The sequence below is a fragment of the Pseudodesulfovibrio sp. 5S69 genome, from assembly GCF_037094465.1.
In the GTDB taxonomy this organism is placed as follows: Bacteria; Desulfobacterota; Desulfovibrionia; order Desulfovibrionales; family Desulfovibrionaceae; genus Pseudodesulfovibrio; species Pseudodesulfovibrio methanolicus.
In genome coordinates this window covers 3,851,222-3,867,587 of record NZ_CP146609.1, presented here as the reverse complement: position 1 = coordinate 3,867,587, position 16,366 = coordinate 3,851,222, and the positions used below count along the sequence as shown (strand labels likewise).

Sequence of the window (16,366 nt, the reverse complement as noted above, 5' to 3'; positions counted from 1 at the left end):
GCCATGCCGTTAATCCCGTTCCGGTTTTCCTCCGGTCATTATCCCAAATCCGGGCCTGCGGCCTCCGTAATCCCGAATCGCCTGGATCAACCCGGAAAACTGATCCGGCCGCAACACGCTTTTCTCATGGAGCAGGAGACGAAGAACCTCGTCTTTCATGTCGCCCTGGTTCGCAAGAATCTTTTGCTGAATGACTCGGATCACCTCTTCATCGGCAACGGGTTTGTCCAGCAACTCAAGCAACTGCTTTCGCAACTGCATCGTTTCCCGGCGGATGCGGTCGGTGTTGGTCTTGAAGGCCAAGGCATAGGGCTCCAGTGCCTTCCATTGTTCGGGAGTCACCTGCACGCCTTCATACCTCGCTGCAAAAAACTGGTCACCAGAAGGGCGGGACTTTTCCAGCGGTGTCTGATTCTGCCCGGAAAAATGCTGCATCCCCCAGAACAGGATGAAAGCGACGTTCAATCCTACCGACAGGGCCAGCAAAGACCGCTTCAAATAATGCATGGTTTACAACCTCCCCCCGTCGCTGAATCCGGCCAGCACTGCGGCTTCGATCGACCCGCCGGGAGCGGCGCTCAGGGACGCGAAGACCGTTTTCTCCGTCTGCATCATAGTCCGTTCCGAAACCGGATTGCCGTGGCTGTTCCACCCGAGCAGGCCGCCCAGAAGCAGGCCTGCCGCCAAGGCTGACGCCGTGGCCGTCGACCCCAGCCACCTGCGGGCGATCACCCGGAAGCCTCCCTTTTTCGGGGTGTCGAAATACTCCCGCGAAGCCCGGGCCATGATCCGGTATCCCAGATCGCCCGGCATCTCCGGAATGCTCAGGGAAGCAAGAGGCGCATCCAATGCCTCCAACCCGGCAAGACGCTCCCGGCATGACGCACACCCGTCCAGATGACGTTCCATATCCCGCATCTCCCGTTCGGGCAGTTCCCCGTCCAGGTAGGCGGAAAGACGTGTATGGCAATTTCGGCAATGCATGTGTGTCGACCTCATTTCCATTAAACGATCCAAGTCCGGAAAACCCCCGGCTTAGACCGAAAAAAGTTCATCGTGATCCCAGTTTATCCCGCAAGGCCTCGCGTCCCCTGGACAGCAGCCGCTCGACGCCCTTCCGTGACGTTTCAAGAACAACGGCCATTTCATCATAACCGAGCCCTTCATAGTACCGAAGCACGACGGCCATGCGAGGCCTGGGAGGGAGAGCGTCCAATGCCCGGCGCACGCGGGCCGCGTTCTGGTTCATTATCAACGCCTCCTCCTGCCCGGGAGACGAATCGGCCAATTCCGGATAGTCGTCCGCCTGTTCCGTTTTTTTTCTTTTGGCATGATCCAGGCAGAGCCGGGAGATGATGACGTGGAAGAAGGTCTTGAAACGCGCGGTACGGCGATAGCGGCCAGACGCGCCGAGCAGCCTGATGAAGGCGGCCTGGACGATGTCTTCGGCATCGTTCCCGGAGCCGAGAAAACGGCAGGCAACGCCCCAGGCCCAGGACTGGTGGCGTCGGACGAGTTCCCCGAAGGCCTGCCGGTCCCCGTTGCCCGAGGCCTCCAACAGGACTTCGTCCGGGAGTTGCGATCGGGACCTATCAGGCAATCCACCGCCTCCGGATGTTTCGAAGGCTCGCCCAGAACAGCGCCGCACAGAACAGGCCGAGTACAGGCAAGTCCAGATACCATGGCAGAATGTGGCCGCCATGGACAGCACCATGCAGGACGTCGGCCCCGTAAGTCAGGGGCAGTACGTAGGACACGGGCTGGAGCAGGGCGGGCAGCCTCTCGATGGGGAAGAAGAGCCCGCACAGGAAGATCATGGGAAAACGGAAGAAGTTGGAAAAGGTCTGCGCCTCGAACACCTCGCTGACGGCCACCGCGATGAACAGTCCCTGGAACGTGGAGGCCACCGCGATGAGGATCACTGCGGGGATGAACTGCGCCCAGGCGATCTGGGCGAGGTCGGTCAGGAACAGGGCCATGATCACGGGTACAAAGGCGTTGCACACGCCGAAAAAGATCGCCCCGCTCGTCTTGGCAAGCATCAGGAGCTCAAATGACATGGGTGCCAGCAACAGCCGTTCGAAGGAGCGGTTTTTCTTCTCGAAGGTCACCGTGACCGCGAGCATGGAGGTGGTGCCGAACAGGATGGAGATGGCCACCACGCCGGGGAGTAGCTGCGGAATGCTTTCCAGCCCGCTCCCGGAGCGGATGAAGAACATGGCTGTCCACGCCAGGGGGAAGATGATGCCCCAGCTCACGTTCGGCGGTTTCAGATAGTAGGTGCGCATGTCTTTTGCCAAGATATTCCAGAAGGCGATCAGCTTGTTCATTTCTTTCCCCCCTTCATCTCCTTCTCGTGATGCATGGCACCGGATTCTATGCCCGTTATCTGCACGAAAACATCCTCAAGCGAGAGGCGTATCCGACGCGCTTCCGTGACCGTGAATCCCTGTTCCTCGATTCGGCGCACCAACGGCCCCACATGCACGGGGGAGTCCGATTCCACACGGATCGACTGTTGCTCGGGGGGCGAGATAACCAGCGAGGGGAAGGCCTGGCTCAACCCTTCACGAACCTTTTCCGTCAAGGCCTCCTGGCAGGTGATTTCGAGGACATGCCGTCCTTGCAGGGGCTGGATCAGGTGTTCCACCGAGTCAACGCCGACGATGCGCCCGGCAACGATGAAGGCGATGCGGTCGCAGAGCCGTTCGGCCTCCTCGATGTAGTGGGTGGTCAGGAAGATGGTCGTCCCGGCCTGATGCAGGTCGGCCACGAGCTGGCGTATCTGGCGTCCGCTGGCCACGTCGATGCCCGTGGTGGGTTCGTCGAGAAACAGGATGTCCGGCCGGTGGATGATGCCCGCCGCGATGGTGAGCTTCCGCTTCATCCCCTTGGAGTACCCGCCGAACTTTCGGTCGGCAGCCTTGACGAGATCGAAATCGCGCAACAGCGCCTTTGCCTGCTCCCGGCGCTCGTCCTTCCGGATGCCATACAGCGATGCGCAGAAACACAGGTTCTCGAACCCGGTCAGCTCGGGGTAGAGGTTGCTCTCGTCGGGGACAACGCCGATCAGGTGCTGGGCGACCCTCGGGTTTTGGGTGCAATCGACGCCGCAGAGTCGAATGTTCCCGGAATCCGGGCGGGCCAACCCGGTGAGCATGTTGATGGTCGTGGTCTTTCCAGCCCCGTTCGGCCCGAGAAATCCGAACAGCTCTCCCCGCTCCACGGCGAATGACACGCCGTCCACGGCCTGCACTCCTTCAAACCGCTTGCTCAGGCCTTCGACCGCTATTGCTTCGTTCATCATCAGGATGGACCTCCCGAACCGATTCTTGTTTTGATCTGTTTCGGCGTATTCATCAAACCCCATAAAAACCCTGATGTAACAGCTTGGCGCACAATCCGAACAGGAGCAGGCTGAACAGGAGCCTGACCGTCCGGCCCGTCAGCCTGGTACTCATCAGCCTCGCTCCGGCCTGACCGCCGAGAAAGGCGACCACCGCCGCAGGTAACAGGAAATACCAATCGACCTCCCCCATGGATGCGTATCCCAGGAAGCCGGTGAGTGAGGAAAAGCAGACGATGAAGGTGGATGAAGCGGCAGCCGTCTTGGTCGGAATTTTCAAGAAGAAGATAAGCAAGGGGACGATGAAGACCCCGCCTCCGATTCCCAGCAACCCGGCCATCAGGCCGATGACCGCGCCGATAATCGCCCCGCCGATAATTTTGGTTGTTCTTGCCCGCTCCACCGTCCGGTCGTCGCCCTTGGGCGAAAACAGCATGCGCACCGCCGCCAGAAAGAGAATGACGGCCATGATCATCAGGAACGGTTTCGTTTCGATCCGGGTGTTCAGGTAAGCGCCGATCGGCGCGGCCGCTGCGGAAAACAGGATCAGCGGGATCGAAAGGGAGAAATCGACCATCCCCTTTCGCGAATAGGCGTACGCCGCCGATCCCGCAGCCGTGAGGTTCAGGAACAGGGATGCGGCGGCCGCCTCGCCCTTCGCCATGCCCAGAAGCACGAACAGCGGCGAGAAGACAAGCCCGCCGCCGAGACCGACCATGGTCAGCAGGAGTGAGATGAAAAATACGCCTGCAAGCAAGACAACGGGTAGGCTCATATGCGGTCCTTGACGATGTGTTCAGGCGATTGTTCGCAGCTGGCCGGGGACTCCGAGCGCCCACCCTGGCTGGTGTATCGCTTCAATCTGTTGATCGGGAAAAGTCGAGTCGCGCCGGCTTCGGAATATCTGCGGGTCCCGAACGAATTGCTTCCCAGGCAATCTTTCGGCACGAGTTGCGGGTTTCTCCACAGGCTGTCTATTCATACCATTTCACAACAAATTTGGCATGCTGAACACCCCGTTCGCGAGGGACCGCAATTCCGTCATGGTCTGCCGGTTAATCCCGTAATGCACGAAATAGCCCTGCTTGTCCGCAACAACGAGGTCCGCATCCCTCAGGATGCGCAGGTTCTGGGATACGGCTGAAGGAGTGACGCCCAGCCTCTTCGCCAAGGCGTTTACGCACAAAGGGCCGCCTTTCAGCAGCTCCAGTATCCGTATGCGAGTGCCGACCGAGAGGACTTTGAACATACTGGCTTGTTTTTCAAAATTGACCATTGGTTCCTCGATGTGATAAAGAATCTATGCATATACTTATTTAAAAATGGTGTAAAGTCCACCATTCCCAACAATGGTCTCGCCGAGGTTTTTGTTCAACTTGGAATGGAAATAATCTATACTTAGGCAATGTCAAATAGAAGGAGTCTCTATACAAGTCTTGATCATTCTTTCCAGCAACGACCCGGAAGTGAAATGGAACACTGTCCGTTTCGGCAACTTCCTGTTGAATGAGGGCGAGGACGTCACGTTGTTCCTGAACGCCAGCGCCGTTGATTTGTATGCGGGCGATTCGGATACATTCCCGATCGCCGAACAGGCGAAGATGTTCGCCCTGAGTGAGGGCGTGCTGGTAGCCTGAGGGAAGTGCCTGAGCATCCACGGTGTGGATGAAAGCGAATACGTCAAGTTGTCCAGCCTGAAATTCCTGTATGCGGAAATGATAAAGGCAGACAGGATTCTCAACTACTAGATGAAATATAGAAGGAGCCTTGAAAAAGGCGTCGCCATGTTTCAGAAAATTCAGTTCCCTCACATTTTAAATGTGGTGGGCACTTAATTGCATCGTGTTCTACCGCAACAGGTTATACTACTTTTTGTTTGTCATCGCATAGATGTAATTCTTAAGCTCAATCTGAAAACTTAGATGACAACGGCAATCCGACTTTTGACCATCCTGGCACAGATGGTTCTCCGGGCATTTGTTGCATGCATTAATTTCTTCAAGAAGCCGCCGAATGTGATCGGGATCGTGGCTTTCGCCAATTTGCTTGAGAATGTCGTCAGCGTTTCTCTTTGTACACATAGCATCGCCTCCCGGGGAGAAACGGATTGCCGGTTTATATTGGTCAATATCCAAAAAAGTTTAGAATGTATTTGATCGCAGTAAACACCATGACGCCAGACAGCATCCACTTGATGGCCTTGGCTGGCACAAACTTTTGGCATCGAGCCCCAAGATACATCCCCGCCATTCCTCCCGCTCCGAACAGTATTCCCAACAGCCAGTCGGGAGCCACGGAAAGGTTTGGGTAGAAAGGTGCGATGGCTTGGTAAAAAGCGACGCCTGCAACCGATGTGACAAAGGTTCCCATCAGTGCGGCACCTGCGACGATATAGACTGGAAGCTCGAAAAAAGTAATAAAGAACGGGGCGATTATTGATCCCCCTCCTATCCCGTAAATCCCCCCCACTATGCCGACAATGAAACTGAGAAGAAAAATTCCCCAGAATGAAACGTCATAGGCTTCCCCGTAGAACGTGAACCCGAGTCGCTTTAGATTGAAACAAGTGACTGTCGTGGCGGGCGCGGGCGCCGCCCCCTTCGGACTAGTGTTTCGTTTGACCATTTCCCGAAAGCGTGCTTCGCTTTCCCTCTTGGCCCCGCCATTTGAGTTCCCCAGCACGTCCCTCACCATTTTAAACCCGATATATAGGAGCACACAGGCGGTAAACAGCTTGAAATGCTTCGGGTCCGGCAAATAATGCACCCTGACCATGGCGCCGATAAAGACACCTGGCAGCGTGCCGAGGACGACGATCCATGTCAGCGGCCACACCATTCGCCCCTCGCGCCAGTAACGATATACTCCGCTTGGGATGGCAACGACATTGAACACCTGGTTGGTGGCGCTGACGGATGGATTCGTATACCCGATGAAGGACATCTGAAACGGCAAGAGCAGAAAGGCACCGGAAACGCCGCCCATTGAGGTGAAAAAAGAAATGACGAACGCCACAAAAGGTGGAATCCAGAGCGCGACTTCGATATCAGCAGTTTGGAAGTACATGGAATCGACCGCCTTTTTGTGATAACATTTGTCAACAGTCACGGAAGTGTCTATATTCGTGACAGTAAAGTTTCGGCAAGTCAATACCAATGTGAGCGAGGTCGAATGATTATCGTCGGGCTTTCTTCAAGCTGCCATGGTATTTTCAGGGGCAAGCAGCAACTCTCAGCAATCAAAGGCTCTTAGTAATGACAGGTTTCAACCGAAGTGATGATGGACGGATTCTTTCCATTGCGGAAGGAGAGGAGTGCCTGAGCCACTCCCAACTGAATCGATTGGAGGATTCTTTCCGGGAGTGGGCTGGAAAATCAAAACGCGACGATGTTCGTTTGTCCAGACTAAGCGTTTTGCTCATTTTCCTTCTGGTCAGGTATACGGGCGCAAAGTTGAGCGAAGTATTATCGATCAACATACATACCGATCTCGATTGGGCTCGCCATCTGGTGATTTTTCGTTCGAATGGGAATGAGAGAGCGGAACCGAGGGAAGTTCATATTTCACGATCTCTTGCCGACGAGATCAGGGGGAAGATCGAAACCTTGAAATCTCACAAGGAGTCAGAAAGACTGCTTGATTTGGACCCTGGTTTTGTTCGGCGCAAATTTTATGAACGGGCTTTGGAATGTGGGTTTCCAAAGCGGCTGGGCGGTCCGGAAGCCATCCGCAAGGCGAGAGGCGTGGAGTTGATGCAAAGCAACATCCCCTTGCCCGCTGTGCAGATGATGCTGGGGCACTCCACCCCCAATCTCACCTCGTCCTATGTCGCGTTCTCCAAGGATGAAATTCAAGCTGTTGCTCAGCGTTTTCTGGAAAAGGAATCCGGCCGCAAAACAAGCGCACGAAATAGTTTTTTTGGAAAAGTGTCAGAAATCTTGAGGGGCGACATACAAACACGCGTCGTTATGGAAACCCTAGAAGGGAACTCCATCATCACCGTAATCACGAATGACAGTTTGGAGCGGCTTGGCTTGAGCTTAGGCAGATTGATCACAGCCGAGGTAAAGGCTCCGCTGGTAATCTTGCATGGCGGTGAAGCATCTCCGAAATGCAGCACGGAAAACAGACTCAGGGGAGTGGTGACCAGAATAACCAATGGAGAGGTCAACACGGAATATATCGTCAAGATTTCTGAAACAACTGAAATATGCGCCCTTGTCACTTCCTCCCCAAGCTCACCCTTTGAATTAAATGTTGGAGACTGTGCATGGGCATTGTTTAATTGTTCCGCCGTGGTGCTTCACGTTGACTGATGACCTCCTGCCGATGGTTTCCTCGATTTGTATTATACAAGACTACAAGGGCTTTTCTGGGAGCCACCCCTTGAAGTCTGCTTAAAATAAACTGGACTCTTAAGAGACGTTGCGCCGCACGTTGAATTGGCATTTGCGGGTAAAGACAAAAGGGACTCACTCTTCCCCTAGAATCCTGTCCCATGCCGCAATGTGGTTTCGGAAGCCGTACTCGACCATCTCGAATTTTCTGCCCAAATTTTTGGCTGCGACCCCAAGCGTCCCGGTGCCGGCAAAGGGATCAAGAATGGTGTCGTCTTCTTTGCTCAATGCGGTAACCAGAGTCTCAATTACCGACAATTTTTTTTGCGTTGGGTGAAGGGTCTTTTCGCCCTTCTTGGTTGACCATTCCTCATCGGGGTCAGGCATCATCCGTTCATTCCCTGATGTTTTTCCAGCGACCACATAATTTTTATAGCGGCCTTCCTTGTCGAAATATGAATTTTCTGAGCACACATGCAGCCCGAGTTCGAAGCTCTCCTGAAACATCCCCTTGTTGGTGCCTCGTGAATCCGGTTTGCACCAGGCATATTTGCGCAACTTGGTAAAATAGCGGGAAAGCTCTCGATACCAATCGCCGAATTGGAAATCCGAGCAGAACACAAAGACATTGCCGCCAGGTTTCAGAACGCGATGGAATTGGTAGGCTAGAACGTCGATCCGAAGCTTTTTGCAATCCCAATCCTTGCCGGCGATACCGATCTCGAAAGGCGGGTCGGTGATTATGGCCTCGTACCGGTGGGAAGGACAATTCTCCAAAAAAAGGAACGCATCATCGTTGTGGATGTCGCCGTCTTCGGACGACGAGGTTACCCCCAGATGGTCTTGTTTCCGTAAATCAATCACGAATCACCTGCCACCGGCTTTCCATACGTCGGCTTTTGGTTTTCCAAGATGAATTCCCGCATTCGTTGAAGCGATTTTGAACTCAGCCCAGGGTTGAGAGCTTTGCGCCGCTTGGCTCGTTCTTTGGGATTTGCAATCGTGTGGCAACTGTTGGCGGCATTAGCCATTTCCGGGTCATTCTCCAGTATGCTCATCAGCGCTCTATACGTGTCGTTGTGCATGGTGACGAGAACGATTCGAACGAACTCCGGAACAGGAAGGTCATAGGCAAGGGAGAAGTCGAGTACCCGATCCAGTGGAATCGAAGCGTCCCCCTTTTCGATCTGGGATATGAACGAGCTGGAGCACCCCAATTTCTGGGCGACCCATCTGAGGGGCTTGTGCCGATTCTCCCGGACAATCTTCAGATAAAGCCCGACTTCTTCTTTCAACAATTGTTCCGGGGTCTTCACAGGGGTGAGGTCAACGTCGTCATCTTCGGCCATGGTTAATCAACCACCTTGTTAACAGTGTTAAGCAACTAGTTGTTTAACACTGTTAATAAATAAGTTGATAATCAGCAGCAAGGGATTTGTTGCTTTTTTGGGGTGGATGCGTGAGCAGGGACCTGAGGATATCCCTTGAGCCGGAGTCGAACCCGCCATCCCTCTCGCCGTCGCCTGCGGTAATCACGACGCAAGCAAAGCCGTCGGGGCAAGGCCGCCCGGCTCGCCGGGTGCCCGAAGGGCCTGGCCTTGCTCCGGCGGCTGCTTGCGTCACGCTCGTGGAAAATCGGCGGGAGGGAAAGAAATCGTGCCGCCGGAGCTTGCGCGAAGGTTTCGTGGCGTCATATGGTAGGGCATATCCACCGGATAAATTGGTCACCAAAAGGAGGTATGACGCACCTAAGGCGCGTTCATAAGTTTTGACGAAGTCTAAACTGATGAACGCTTAAGTAGGCACTAACACGCCGTAACATCTAACACTTCGCTGCCGTTCATTTCCAAACGGCACACTTTCACATCCTAACGCCAGGCTGAAACACAGCACCCCGCCGGACAAACGACAGGTATCTAGAAATCTGCCGTTGTCGTAATTCCCCCCACGGCCATCGCTTATGCGCAGGACAAATGAGCTTGCGTGGTGGCACCCCTTATTGAATGGATTCTCAGGATTTTTCCTTCTGTGGGAAATGGACATTGATTTGTTCCGTGTCGGTTGTTGTGTGGCGCATTCGCGCCATAGGCAGGTCATTTCCCGGCAAGCGGGGAAGGTCCGATCTGCTTTGTCCCGGGGCGCTGCCCCGAACTTCAGGAAGGAGATCCATATGAAATCCATCAGTCTGGTACTGGGCGCGAACAGGGCAACCCTGTCCGGCCCGCGCTCGAAACAGCACAGAATCCGGCAGAATGCCAAAGCCTTCGCAGGCCGGTTGCGTGAAGCCGGGTTTGGAGTCCGCAAATGGACCAACATTTCCAACAAGCATTTTGCGGCCGTGGCCGCCAAGATGAAAGAACAGGGCGTGGGTGACGGGCGCATAGCTGAAATTTTTTCGGCAGCCCGTCACCTGTGCGAAACTTACGGCAACACCCGCATCAGCCCGACCAACGACGTGTTCGGCGTGAAACGCGGGACCATTGCCAACGCCAACAGCAAGGCGGTTGCCCCTGAATTTGTCTTGGGGGCAATCGCCAAACTGGAAGCTGAATCCTCATATGAGCACGGTCCCCGGTGTGCCGCTCAGATCCGACTTCAGTACGAACTGGGGCTCCGACGAGAAGAATCGGCGAAAGTCGATCTGATCAACGATTGGGACAAGGAAGCCCGCACTCTTCACATCCAGTATGGCTCGAAGGGTGGGCGCCCTAGGACGCTGCACAATCTCTCCGATCGGCAGCAGGATGCTCTTGAGAGAGCTCTGCCATACGTCAGTCAATCCGACAGGCCGGGGATTCATAATCTCATGCCGAGCGGGATGGGCGACAAATGGCAGGAAAAGCTGTCCTACGCGGCTAGGCTTTGCGGCTTCACCAAGAAGGAAAGCGGGTGGACGCTGCACAGCAACCGTCATGAGCGGTTTCATCGCATGTACGTCGAGCACACGGGTTTCCAGCCGCCCAACCAGCACGAATCCGTGGAAGCCTTCCAAAAGACCGCGCGGGACACGGCTGGGGACGAATGGCCCCGGCTCGACGCCGAAGCCCGTGACGACATCGAAGTCACTGCAGGCCATTCCCCTGGCCGCCGTGACGTATCCGATGCCTACCTTGGCAGTTCCCGTTAGAAGAAGCCCCGCCCTTTTCGGTGGGGCTTCCCTTTTTGGGCGTGAGGTTACCTGAAGATGAATCGCCTGAGCGATTCATCTTCAGGTAACACCGTCCTCCCCGCCCGTCGGCTTGTGGCCGATGGGCGGGGAGGACTTTCGCCCCTCATGAGCGACTCATCGAAAAAAGTGAAAATACCCTATCTCGATTCCTTGAGGTCAAAGGTGCCGGTGTGATCAGACTTAAGGGTTGGCTGGGAGTCCCGCAGCGGGACAGGTGTTTAACCCTTTGGTTTAGGTCGCATGTCGAACGCATTGAAGGTCAAGGATGTCGCCCGAATTCTGAATTGTTCGGAAAGCCTGGTCAGGACTCCGGCCATGCTTGCCGCGCTGGGGGCTTTTCGGATCGGTAAACGGGGCATCCGATTTCACCATGAGCTGCTCAAGGCGTACATCGCCAGGGGACAGCTCGGCCATGCAGAAAAGGCGCCAATCTCGGACGAAGGCGGAAGCCGGTCCGATTTGACGGATCGTCATGGCATTTGGTAACTTCAATGATGGTAAGCGACCTTTCCTGCAGGAGAAAATATGCCCTACAAGGAAGGAAAACGGTGGAGGGGTGTGGTGCGTTTCACCCCGACACATGGTCCGATCATCAGGCGCACGAAGTTCTTTGAAACCAAGAGACAGGCAGGGGATTGGGAAGGCGAAACCGTCAAGGCATTGAAGGTGGCCGACCAGAGAAACCCTGCCAAGGCCGATGTGATTGGCCGGGCTCTGACCGTGACGGAATGGGCGAATCGTTACCTCGATCACGTCGAGGCCACGATGTGCCGGAAGACCTACAACGAAAAACGGTTGGCTTTCCAGCGGCTGGGGGCTTTCCTCAGGGACGACCGGTCGCTGGTTGGGCGAATCAGTCTTCACGTGGCTCTGGAGCATCTGGCCATGGTCTCCAGGACGGTAACCGGGAATTCGGCGAACAAGGATCGCAAGAATCTCGCCGCTGCCTGGGTGTGGGGAATCAAGTACCTCAATCTGGACAGGGACAATCCCTTCCAGCATGTGGACAGGTTCCCCGAGGATCGCCACCCGCGCTACGTCCCGCCGCTGGACGATTTCCGCAAGGTGGTGCACCTGGCGGGACCTCGTCGTAGGCAACTGCTGTTGCTGGCCTTCCATACCGCGCCGCGCAGGAGCGAGCTTTGGAAACTCAAGTGGAGCGAGGTCGACTTCGGATCAGGGCTTGTCGGCTACTGGACAAGGAAGCGGCGAAGCGGAAACGCGGAATTCGATGAGCTCCCCATGTCCGCAGGGCTTCGAGCCAAGCTGGCCGAATGGAAGCTGGTGTCCGGCGCCGAGGATCTGGTCTTCGGCAATCGGTTCAACGGTCTTCTGGACCCGAACAATCGGTGGCTGAAGCGGTTGTGCGCCGAAGCCGGGGTGAAGCCGTTCGGCTTTCATGGCATCCGTCACCTGGCGGCCCGAGTGGCTATCGACAACGGTGCGACCATCATGGAAGTGAAGCATCTGCTTCGGCACAAGTCCATCGCCACGACCCAGCGCTACATCCTCCGGACGAAGAAGACCACCGGTGCCGTGGATGCCCTGGATGCAGCATTGGTCGATGCGGTCGGAGGCCGAGTCCGGAAAAATGACACTTGCGGGTGACACGTGGAAAGGAAAAGGCCTTACGCGGTGTGCGTAAGGCCTTGTATTTCCTTGGCGTCCCCAAGGGGATTTGAACCCCTGTTAACGGCGTGAAAGGCCGCCGTCCTGGACCAGGCTAGACGATGGGGACGCAATAAGTTGGCTGGGCTGCAAGGACTCGAACCTTGATTAACGGAGCCAGAACCCGTCGTCCTGCCAATTGAACGACAGCCCAGCAGCGAGAAGTTGATTTAAGGGTTGAGCCTCTTTATGTCAACTTCTTTTTTGCAGAAATTACACGGCGCGGGCGAGCCGGCGGGTGCGCTTCTTCAGTTTGGTGATCTGGCGGCGCAGGCGGTCGCGCTGGGCGCGGCCCTCGGTCTCGCTCTTCTGCACGCGCAGGGCGCGGATCTGCCGCTTGATCTCGTGGATCTGCTTCTTGTACGGGGAGACCTGCTCCTCGTCGACGATACCGAAGACTTCCTTGATCTCAGCGACCAGTTCGTCCTTTTCCTTGCCGGAAGCGCCGGTGATCATGGGGAGCTTGTCGATGCACAGGGCCCGCAACTCCTTGGCGGTCATCTTCTCCAGCGGCTTGGTCAGGCCAAGCTCGTCAAAGGAAATCTCTTTTACTTCTTCACTCATGGTGTACTCCTTAAAAAATGCCCTGAGGCGGAATTCGTTTATGAGTCGTCAAACATGCGCTGGTATGCCCGGTAACATCTGCCAACCGGCGAATCCGGGTCCAGCTTTTCATTTAAGCTGCCTAACTTCTCAGGTTTTTTAAGTTTCCTCGGAGGCTTAGGAGCCTCCGGCCGGATCTCTCCGTCCAAAGGAACTCTGCCGTTTAGCAGTTCGAATACTACTTTGTCAAAGACTTCCTTACCCAAAAATCCATTGACCCGTTCCAGGATCATCGGGCCGAGAAACTGGGCCTCCTGCATGACGATGGGATCGTCCGCAGCCAGGACCAATCGCCCGCCGCGGTGCCCCAGGGGCCGGGCCATGCGGGCCACGTCGCCGAGCAACTCGTCCCAGGACCGCCACAAGCGGACCAGGTCGCGGCCGCCCGCCCGGTCCAGCCCCTTGAGCAGGTCGGGCAGGGCCTCGCCCACGCGCTGGGCTTTGCGCCGCCGTCCGGTGCGGTCCGTAGTGCGTCTGTAGGCCATGAATCAGATTCCCGAGCCCTTGGGCGTCAGTTTGATGGTCACGATGGACGGTTCGAGCACGTAGGCCTCGCCGCTGCGCTCCTGCTCGTCCACCTCCTTGGCCGTCCGCGAGGCCACGCCCTCCGGACCGCCGCCCAGGATCATCCCGGAGATGACCCCGTCGCGGATGGCCTTGTCGGGCTGGAACCGGCGGCGCAGCACGACCTCCTCCTGCTCGTAGCCGTCCTTGACGATGGTCAGCAGGTGGTCGGACTTGCGGTCCAGGCTGACCGAGCAGGGCGTGGACGCGCAGGCCTTCTCGCCGTCCGCGTACACGGCCGCGCCCAGCGGATCGGTGGACACCGGGATATTCTGCTTGGGCACGCCGCAGGCGCCGATCAGCAGCAGGCCGGTGAGGCAGGCGAGGACGGCGATGGAACGGGCCATGGCTCCTCCTAGATGCACGTGCGGGCGCGGTAGTTGACCAGCACGGCCGGGCAGCCCGGCGAGAGCGCCACCTGGATGGTGGTCGAGCCCACCGAGGGCTTGGCATGGTCCTCGCTGGACGAGTACTGGGCCATGATGACCACGTCCGCCTCCTGCCAGCGGGCCTGCTTGAGGATCTCCACGTACGGCACACCCTCCCAGCAGTGGAATTCATGGCTGATGCCGTCCAGCGCCCTGGCGTACCGGCTGCGCATGCGGCCGATGGCCTTGTCGATGAAGACGTCCATGGATTGCATGTAATACGCCGGATTGGGCGAGACCTGGCCCACGTCGAGGACATGGAAGATGTCCAGGTGCGCGCCGAAGGACGCGGCCATCTGCACCGCGTAGCACAGGGCCGAATCCGAGGGCGTGGAAAAGTCCGTGGCCATGACGATGCGCTTGATCTCCGCCCCGGCGGGCACGGGATTGGTGACCACCATGACCGGGCAGAACACGTTGGCGCAGACCTTGCGGATGGTCGTGTCCACCACGCCCCACATGCGGTCCGCCCGGTGCGGCGGCTGGGTGTGGTGGCCCATGACGATGAGGTCGACGCCCTCGGCGTGGATGATCTTGAGCATCTGTTCGTGCGCGCTGCCCGTGGCCACCCGGATGGAATGGGGAATGTCCTTGAGCTCGTCCTTGTAGAATTCCGCGATCCTGGCCTCGGTCGAGGCGAGCATCCTGTCGCGGTCCTCCGGGTCGTCGAAGGAACACCACGCGTCCCGCTCCAGGGGCAGGCTGTGGAACAAAATCACCTCCGCGTTCCGGGAACGGGCCAGATCAAAGGCCGCCCGGGGCGCGGTCTGCGTATCAATCTGCGGTGTCGCCGCCAACAATATCTTCTTGAACATGTCCTGCTCCTTGTCCGGCCGGTGGAATTCCAGCAGCGCTTCGCCAACCGGCTTGGCGAATGTCCTAGCATACTATCGCAAAAATCCTCCGGCCAGGGCAAGCATAATCCAAGCCGCGCAACGTTTGCAAAAAAAAGGGGCGGGGGGGATGCCTCCGGCGGCCGGGGGAAGGGGAGCGGGAAACCCTTCCCCCGGACCCCCATCCCCTCTCCCTTCCTAAACTTTGTGTATGCGCATGCGCGCGTGCGGCGGGTCGAGGCGGGGGGGCTTCTACGCGAGGGATGTGCGGGCAAGACAATGTGTAGGAAGAGGCGCGGCGTATCGCGGACGCACCCCGCGAAGCGGCGCCAAAAAGTTTGGGAGGGGGTCCAGGGGGAACCCTTTTCAAAGGGTTCCCCTGGCGGGGTCTGGGCAGCGCCCCAGCCGTCGGAGACGCCCGCCCGGCGAGGGCACGCCGGAGGCCGAGACGAAAAAGGGCCTCGCTTGCGCGGGCCCCTTTTTTCCTGGAGTTGAACGGAATCGGCTATTCGGAGGACTGGCTGTCGGAGCCTTCGTCGCCTTCGAGGAACTTGATCGCTTCGAGCCCGGCCTCCACGGGATTGACGTGAACGCCGACGCTGGCCGAGGTGCTGGTGGTGGTCTTGGTGTACGAGCCGTCCCCTTCGTGCTTGGTGGAGGTGTGGCTGGTGTCCCATTTCTTGTCCGTGCCCACGGTGGGGGCGGCCACTGCGGCGCCTTCGAGCACGGCCTCGACCTCCTTGGCCGGGTCATCGGCCACGGCGCTGCCCAGTGAGGCGGGCTCGGTGGTTGAGACGTTTCCGGCCTGGTTCTGTTTCAGACGCTTTTGGTCGGCCGGGTCGAGCTGGTCCGCGGAGATGGTCACGGGCGCGTCGGCCTGGGCCACGGGTTGGGCGGCCTGACCGTTGGCGGGTTGAAGCCGGACCACCACCGAGGCGGGGGAGAGCACATAGGCGTCGCCGGACTCCTCTTCGGCCCCGACGCTCATCAGGGCGTTGGCCACGGCCCCTTCGGCGTCGGCCCCGTTGGAGCTCTGCCACAGTCCGGACTGGGTGGCGTCGCGCGTCACACCCGCGGTGTCGTATTTGCGGGTGATCTGCACGTCCACCTGCTTGAAGCCGTCCTTCTTGACGGTCAGGATGTGCGGCTGGGTCTTTTCCAGGGTGACGTTGCACGGCGTGGTGCCCACGGCCTGTCCGTCGGCCAGAACCTGCGCCCCGTCGGGATTGGAACTGACCGGGATGTTCTGGGTGGCGGCGGAGCAGGCGGACAGGACGATACAGACCAAAAAAATAAGCGGATGCAGGGACTTCATAGGTACTCCTCACAGAATTTTTCTTGGCTATACGGAAGAAGATTCCATTGTTCAATGAGATATCGGAAAAAATACCGCCCTTGCCTGGGCTTGACCGGTCGGC

20 protein-coding genes, 2 tRNA genes and 1 pseudogene are annotated in these 16,366 nt (G+C 57.4%); 5 read left to right on the top strand and 18 right to left on the bottom strand.

What is annotated here, in order from left to right; genetic code table 11:
* Positions 1 to 9 precede the first annotated feature (9 nt).
* From V8V93_RS18105 to V8V93_RS18075, 8 genes and pseudogenes are all read right to left on the bottom strand, one after another.
* Positions 10 to 507 carry a periplasmic heavy metal sensor gene (locus V8V93_RS18105; RefSeq protein WP_207264502.1) on the bottom strand — a complete coding sequence of 166 codons (498 nt, stop codon included), beginning with the start codon at positions 505 to 507 and terminating at the stop codon, positions 10 to 12.
* Positions 508 to 510: 3 nt separating this feature from the next.
* A complete protein-coding gene (locus V8V93_RS18100) occupies positions 511 to 909 on the bottom strand; it encodes an anti-sigma factor family protein (RefSeq protein ID WP_338668036.1) in 399 nt (132 codons plus the stop codon).
* Positions 910 to 921: 12 nt separating this feature from the next.
* Positions 922 to 984: pseudogene (locus V8V93_RS19535) on the bottom strand (zf-HC2 domain-containing protein); the annotation flags it as partial.
* Between the two features lie 67 nt (positions 985 to 1,051).
* Positions 1,052 to 1,600 carry an RNA polymerase sigma factor gene (locus tag V8V93_RS18095; RefSeq protein ID WP_207264506.1) on the bottom strand — a complete coding sequence of 183 codons (549 nt, stop codon included), beginning with the start codon at positions 1,598 to 1,600 and terminating at the stop codon, positions 1,052 to 1,054.
* Complete coding sequence (locus V8V93_RS18090) at positions 1,593 to 2,330, bottom strand: ABC transporter permease (protein ID WP_207264509.1); 738 nt, start codon at positions 2,328 to 2,330, stop codon at positions 1,593 to 1,595. Before V8V93_RS18090 ends, V8V93_RS18095 begins: the two co-directional genes overlap by 8 nt.
* Positions 2,327 to 3,307 (bottom strand): ABC transporter ATP-binding protein, encoded by a 981-nt coding sequence (locus tag V8V93_RS18085; protein ID WP_338668034.1) that lies wholly within the window; start codon positions 3,305 to 3,307, stop codon positions 2,327 to 2,329. Before V8V93_RS18085 ends, V8V93_RS18090 begins: the two co-directional genes overlap by 4 nt.
* 52 nt (positions 3,308 to 3,359) lie before the next feature.
* Entirely contained in the window at positions 3,360 to 4,121 is a 762-nt protein-coding gene (locus tag V8V93_RS18080) for a sulfite exporter TauE/SafE family protein (RefSeq protein ID WP_338668033.1), read from the bottom strand.
* Between the two features lie 213 nt (positions 4,122 to 4,334).
* The gene (locus tag V8V93_RS18075; protein ID WP_207264518.1) at positions 4,335 to 4,622 is read right to left on the bottom strand and encodes an ArsR/SmtB family transcription factor; all 288 of its coding nucleotides are present in this window, start codon (positions 4,620 to 4,622) and stop codon (positions 4,335 to 4,337) included.
* A gap of 151 nt (positions 4,623 to 4,773) precedes the next feature.
* On the opposite strand from V8V93_RS18075, the gene V8V93_RS18070 reads away from it, so the two are divergent.
* On the top strand, positions 4,774 to 5,094 hold the full coding sequence (locus V8V93_RS18070; protein ID WP_338670205.1) for a DsrE family protein: 321 nt from the start codon (positions 4,774 to 4,776) through the stop codon (positions 5,092 to 5,094).
* Positions 5,095 to 5,470: 376 nt separating this feature from the next.
* On the opposite strand, the gene V8V93_RS18065 is transcribed toward V8V93_RS18070, so the two are convergent.
* Entirely contained in the window at positions 5,471 to 6,412 is a 942-nt protein-coding gene (locus V8V93_RS18065; RefSeq protein WP_207264520.1) for a sulfite exporter TauE/SafE family protein, read from the bottom strand.
* Positions 6,413 to 6,600: 188 nt separating this feature from the next.
* Here V8V93_RS18065 and V8V93_RS18060 point away from each other — a divergent pair, with 188 nt between their 5' ends.
* Positions 6,601 to 7,662 (top strand): TOBE domain-containing protein, encoded by a 1,062-nt coding sequence (locus tag V8V93_RS18060; RefSeq protein WP_207264522.1) that lies wholly within the window; start codon positions 6,601 to 6,603, stop codon positions 7,660 to 7,662.
* Positions 7,663 to 7,818: 156 nt separating this feature from the next.
* Here the strand turns inward: V8V93_RS18060 and V8V93_RS18055 are convergent, their stop codons facing one another.
* Entirely contained in the window at positions 7,819 to 8,547 is a 729-nt protein-coding gene (locus tag V8V93_RS18055) for a DNA-methyltransferase (RefSeq protein WP_338668032.1), read from the bottom strand.
* Complete coding sequence (locus V8V93_RS18050) at positions 8,544 to 9,032, bottom strand: helix-turn-helix domain-containing protein (protein ID WP_207264524.1); 489 nt, start codon at positions 9,030 to 9,032, stop codon at positions 8,544 to 8,546. Before V8V93_RS18050 ends, V8V93_RS18055 begins: the two co-directional genes overlap by 4 nt.
* 821 nt (positions 9,033 to 9,853) lie before the next feature.
* Between V8V93_RS18050 and V8V93_RS18045 the strand changes: the two genes are divergently transcribed.
* The 3 genes from V8V93_RS18045 (at position 9,854) to V8V93_RS18035 (ending at position 12,460) form a co-directional block, all read left to right on the top strand.
* Positions 9,854 to 10,810 carry an integrase domain-containing protein gene (locus tag V8V93_RS18045; RefSeq protein WP_207264525.1) on the top strand — a complete coding sequence of 319 codons (957 nt, stop codon included), beginning with the start codon at positions 9,854 to 9,856 and terminating at the stop codon, positions 10,808 to 10,810.
* Positions 10,811 to 11,092: 282 nt separating this feature from the next.
* The gene (locus V8V93_RS18040) at positions 11,093 to 11,338 is read left to right on the top strand and encodes a helix-turn-helix domain-containing protein (RefSeq protein ID WP_207264526.1); all 246 of its coding nucleotides are present in this window, start codon (positions 11,093 to 11,095) and stop codon (positions 11,336 to 11,338) included.
* 39 nt (positions 11,339 to 11,377) lie between these two features.
* Complete coding sequence (locus V8V93_RS18035; protein ID WP_207264527.1) at positions 11,378 to 12,460, top strand: tyrosine-type recombinase/integrase; 1,083 nt, start codon at positions 11,378 to 11,380, stop codon at positions 12,458 to 12,460.
* Between the two features lie 52 nt (positions 12,461 to 12,512).
* Here the strand turns inward: V8V93_RS18035 and V8V93_RS18030 are convergent.
* The 7 genes from V8V93_RS18030 to V8V93_RS18000 form a co-directional block, all read right to left on the bottom strand.
* Positions 12,513 to 12,590 (bottom strand) — tRNA-Glu (locus V8V93_RS18030).
* Positions 12,591 to 12,599: 9 nt separating this feature from the next.
* Positions 12,600 to 12,674 (bottom strand) — tRNA-Gln (locus V8V93_RS18025).
* 59 nt (positions 12,675 to 12,733) lie between these two features.
* A complete protein-coding gene (locus V8V93_RS18020; RefSeq protein ID WP_338668031.1) occupies positions 12,734 to 13,084 on the bottom strand; it encodes a hypothetical protein in 351 nt (116 codons plus the stop codon).
* A gap of 38 nt (positions 13,085 to 13,122) precedes the next feature.
* Positions 13,123 to 13,608, bottom strand: a complete 486-nt coding sequence (locus tag V8V93_RS18015) for a DUF721 domain-containing protein (protein WP_338668030.1) — start codon at positions 13,606 to 13,608, stop codon at positions 13,123 to 13,125.
* 3 nt (positions 13,609 to 13,611) lie between these two features.
* The gene (locus tag V8V93_RS18010) at positions 13,612 to 14,034 is read right to left on the bottom strand and encodes a PEGA domain-containing protein (protein ID WP_338668029.1); all 423 of its coding nucleotides are present in this window, start codon (positions 14,032 to 14,034) and stop codon (positions 13,612 to 13,614) included.
* A gap of 8 nt (positions 14,035 to 14,042) precedes the next feature.
* Positions 14,043 to 14,930, bottom strand: coding sequence for a universal stress protein (locus V8V93_RS18005; RefSeq protein WP_338668028.1), 888 nt, complete (start codon positions 14,928 to 14,930; stop codon positions 14,043 to 14,045).
* A 523-nt stretch (positions 14,931 to 15,453) separates the two neighbouring features.
* Positions 15,454 to 16,263 (bottom strand): PEGA domain-containing protein, encoded by an 810-nt coding sequence (locus V8V93_RS18000; RefSeq protein WP_338668027.1) that lies wholly within the window; start codon positions 16,261 to 16,263, stop codon positions 15,454 to 15,456.
* Positions 16,264 to 16,366 lie beyond the last annotated feature (103 nt).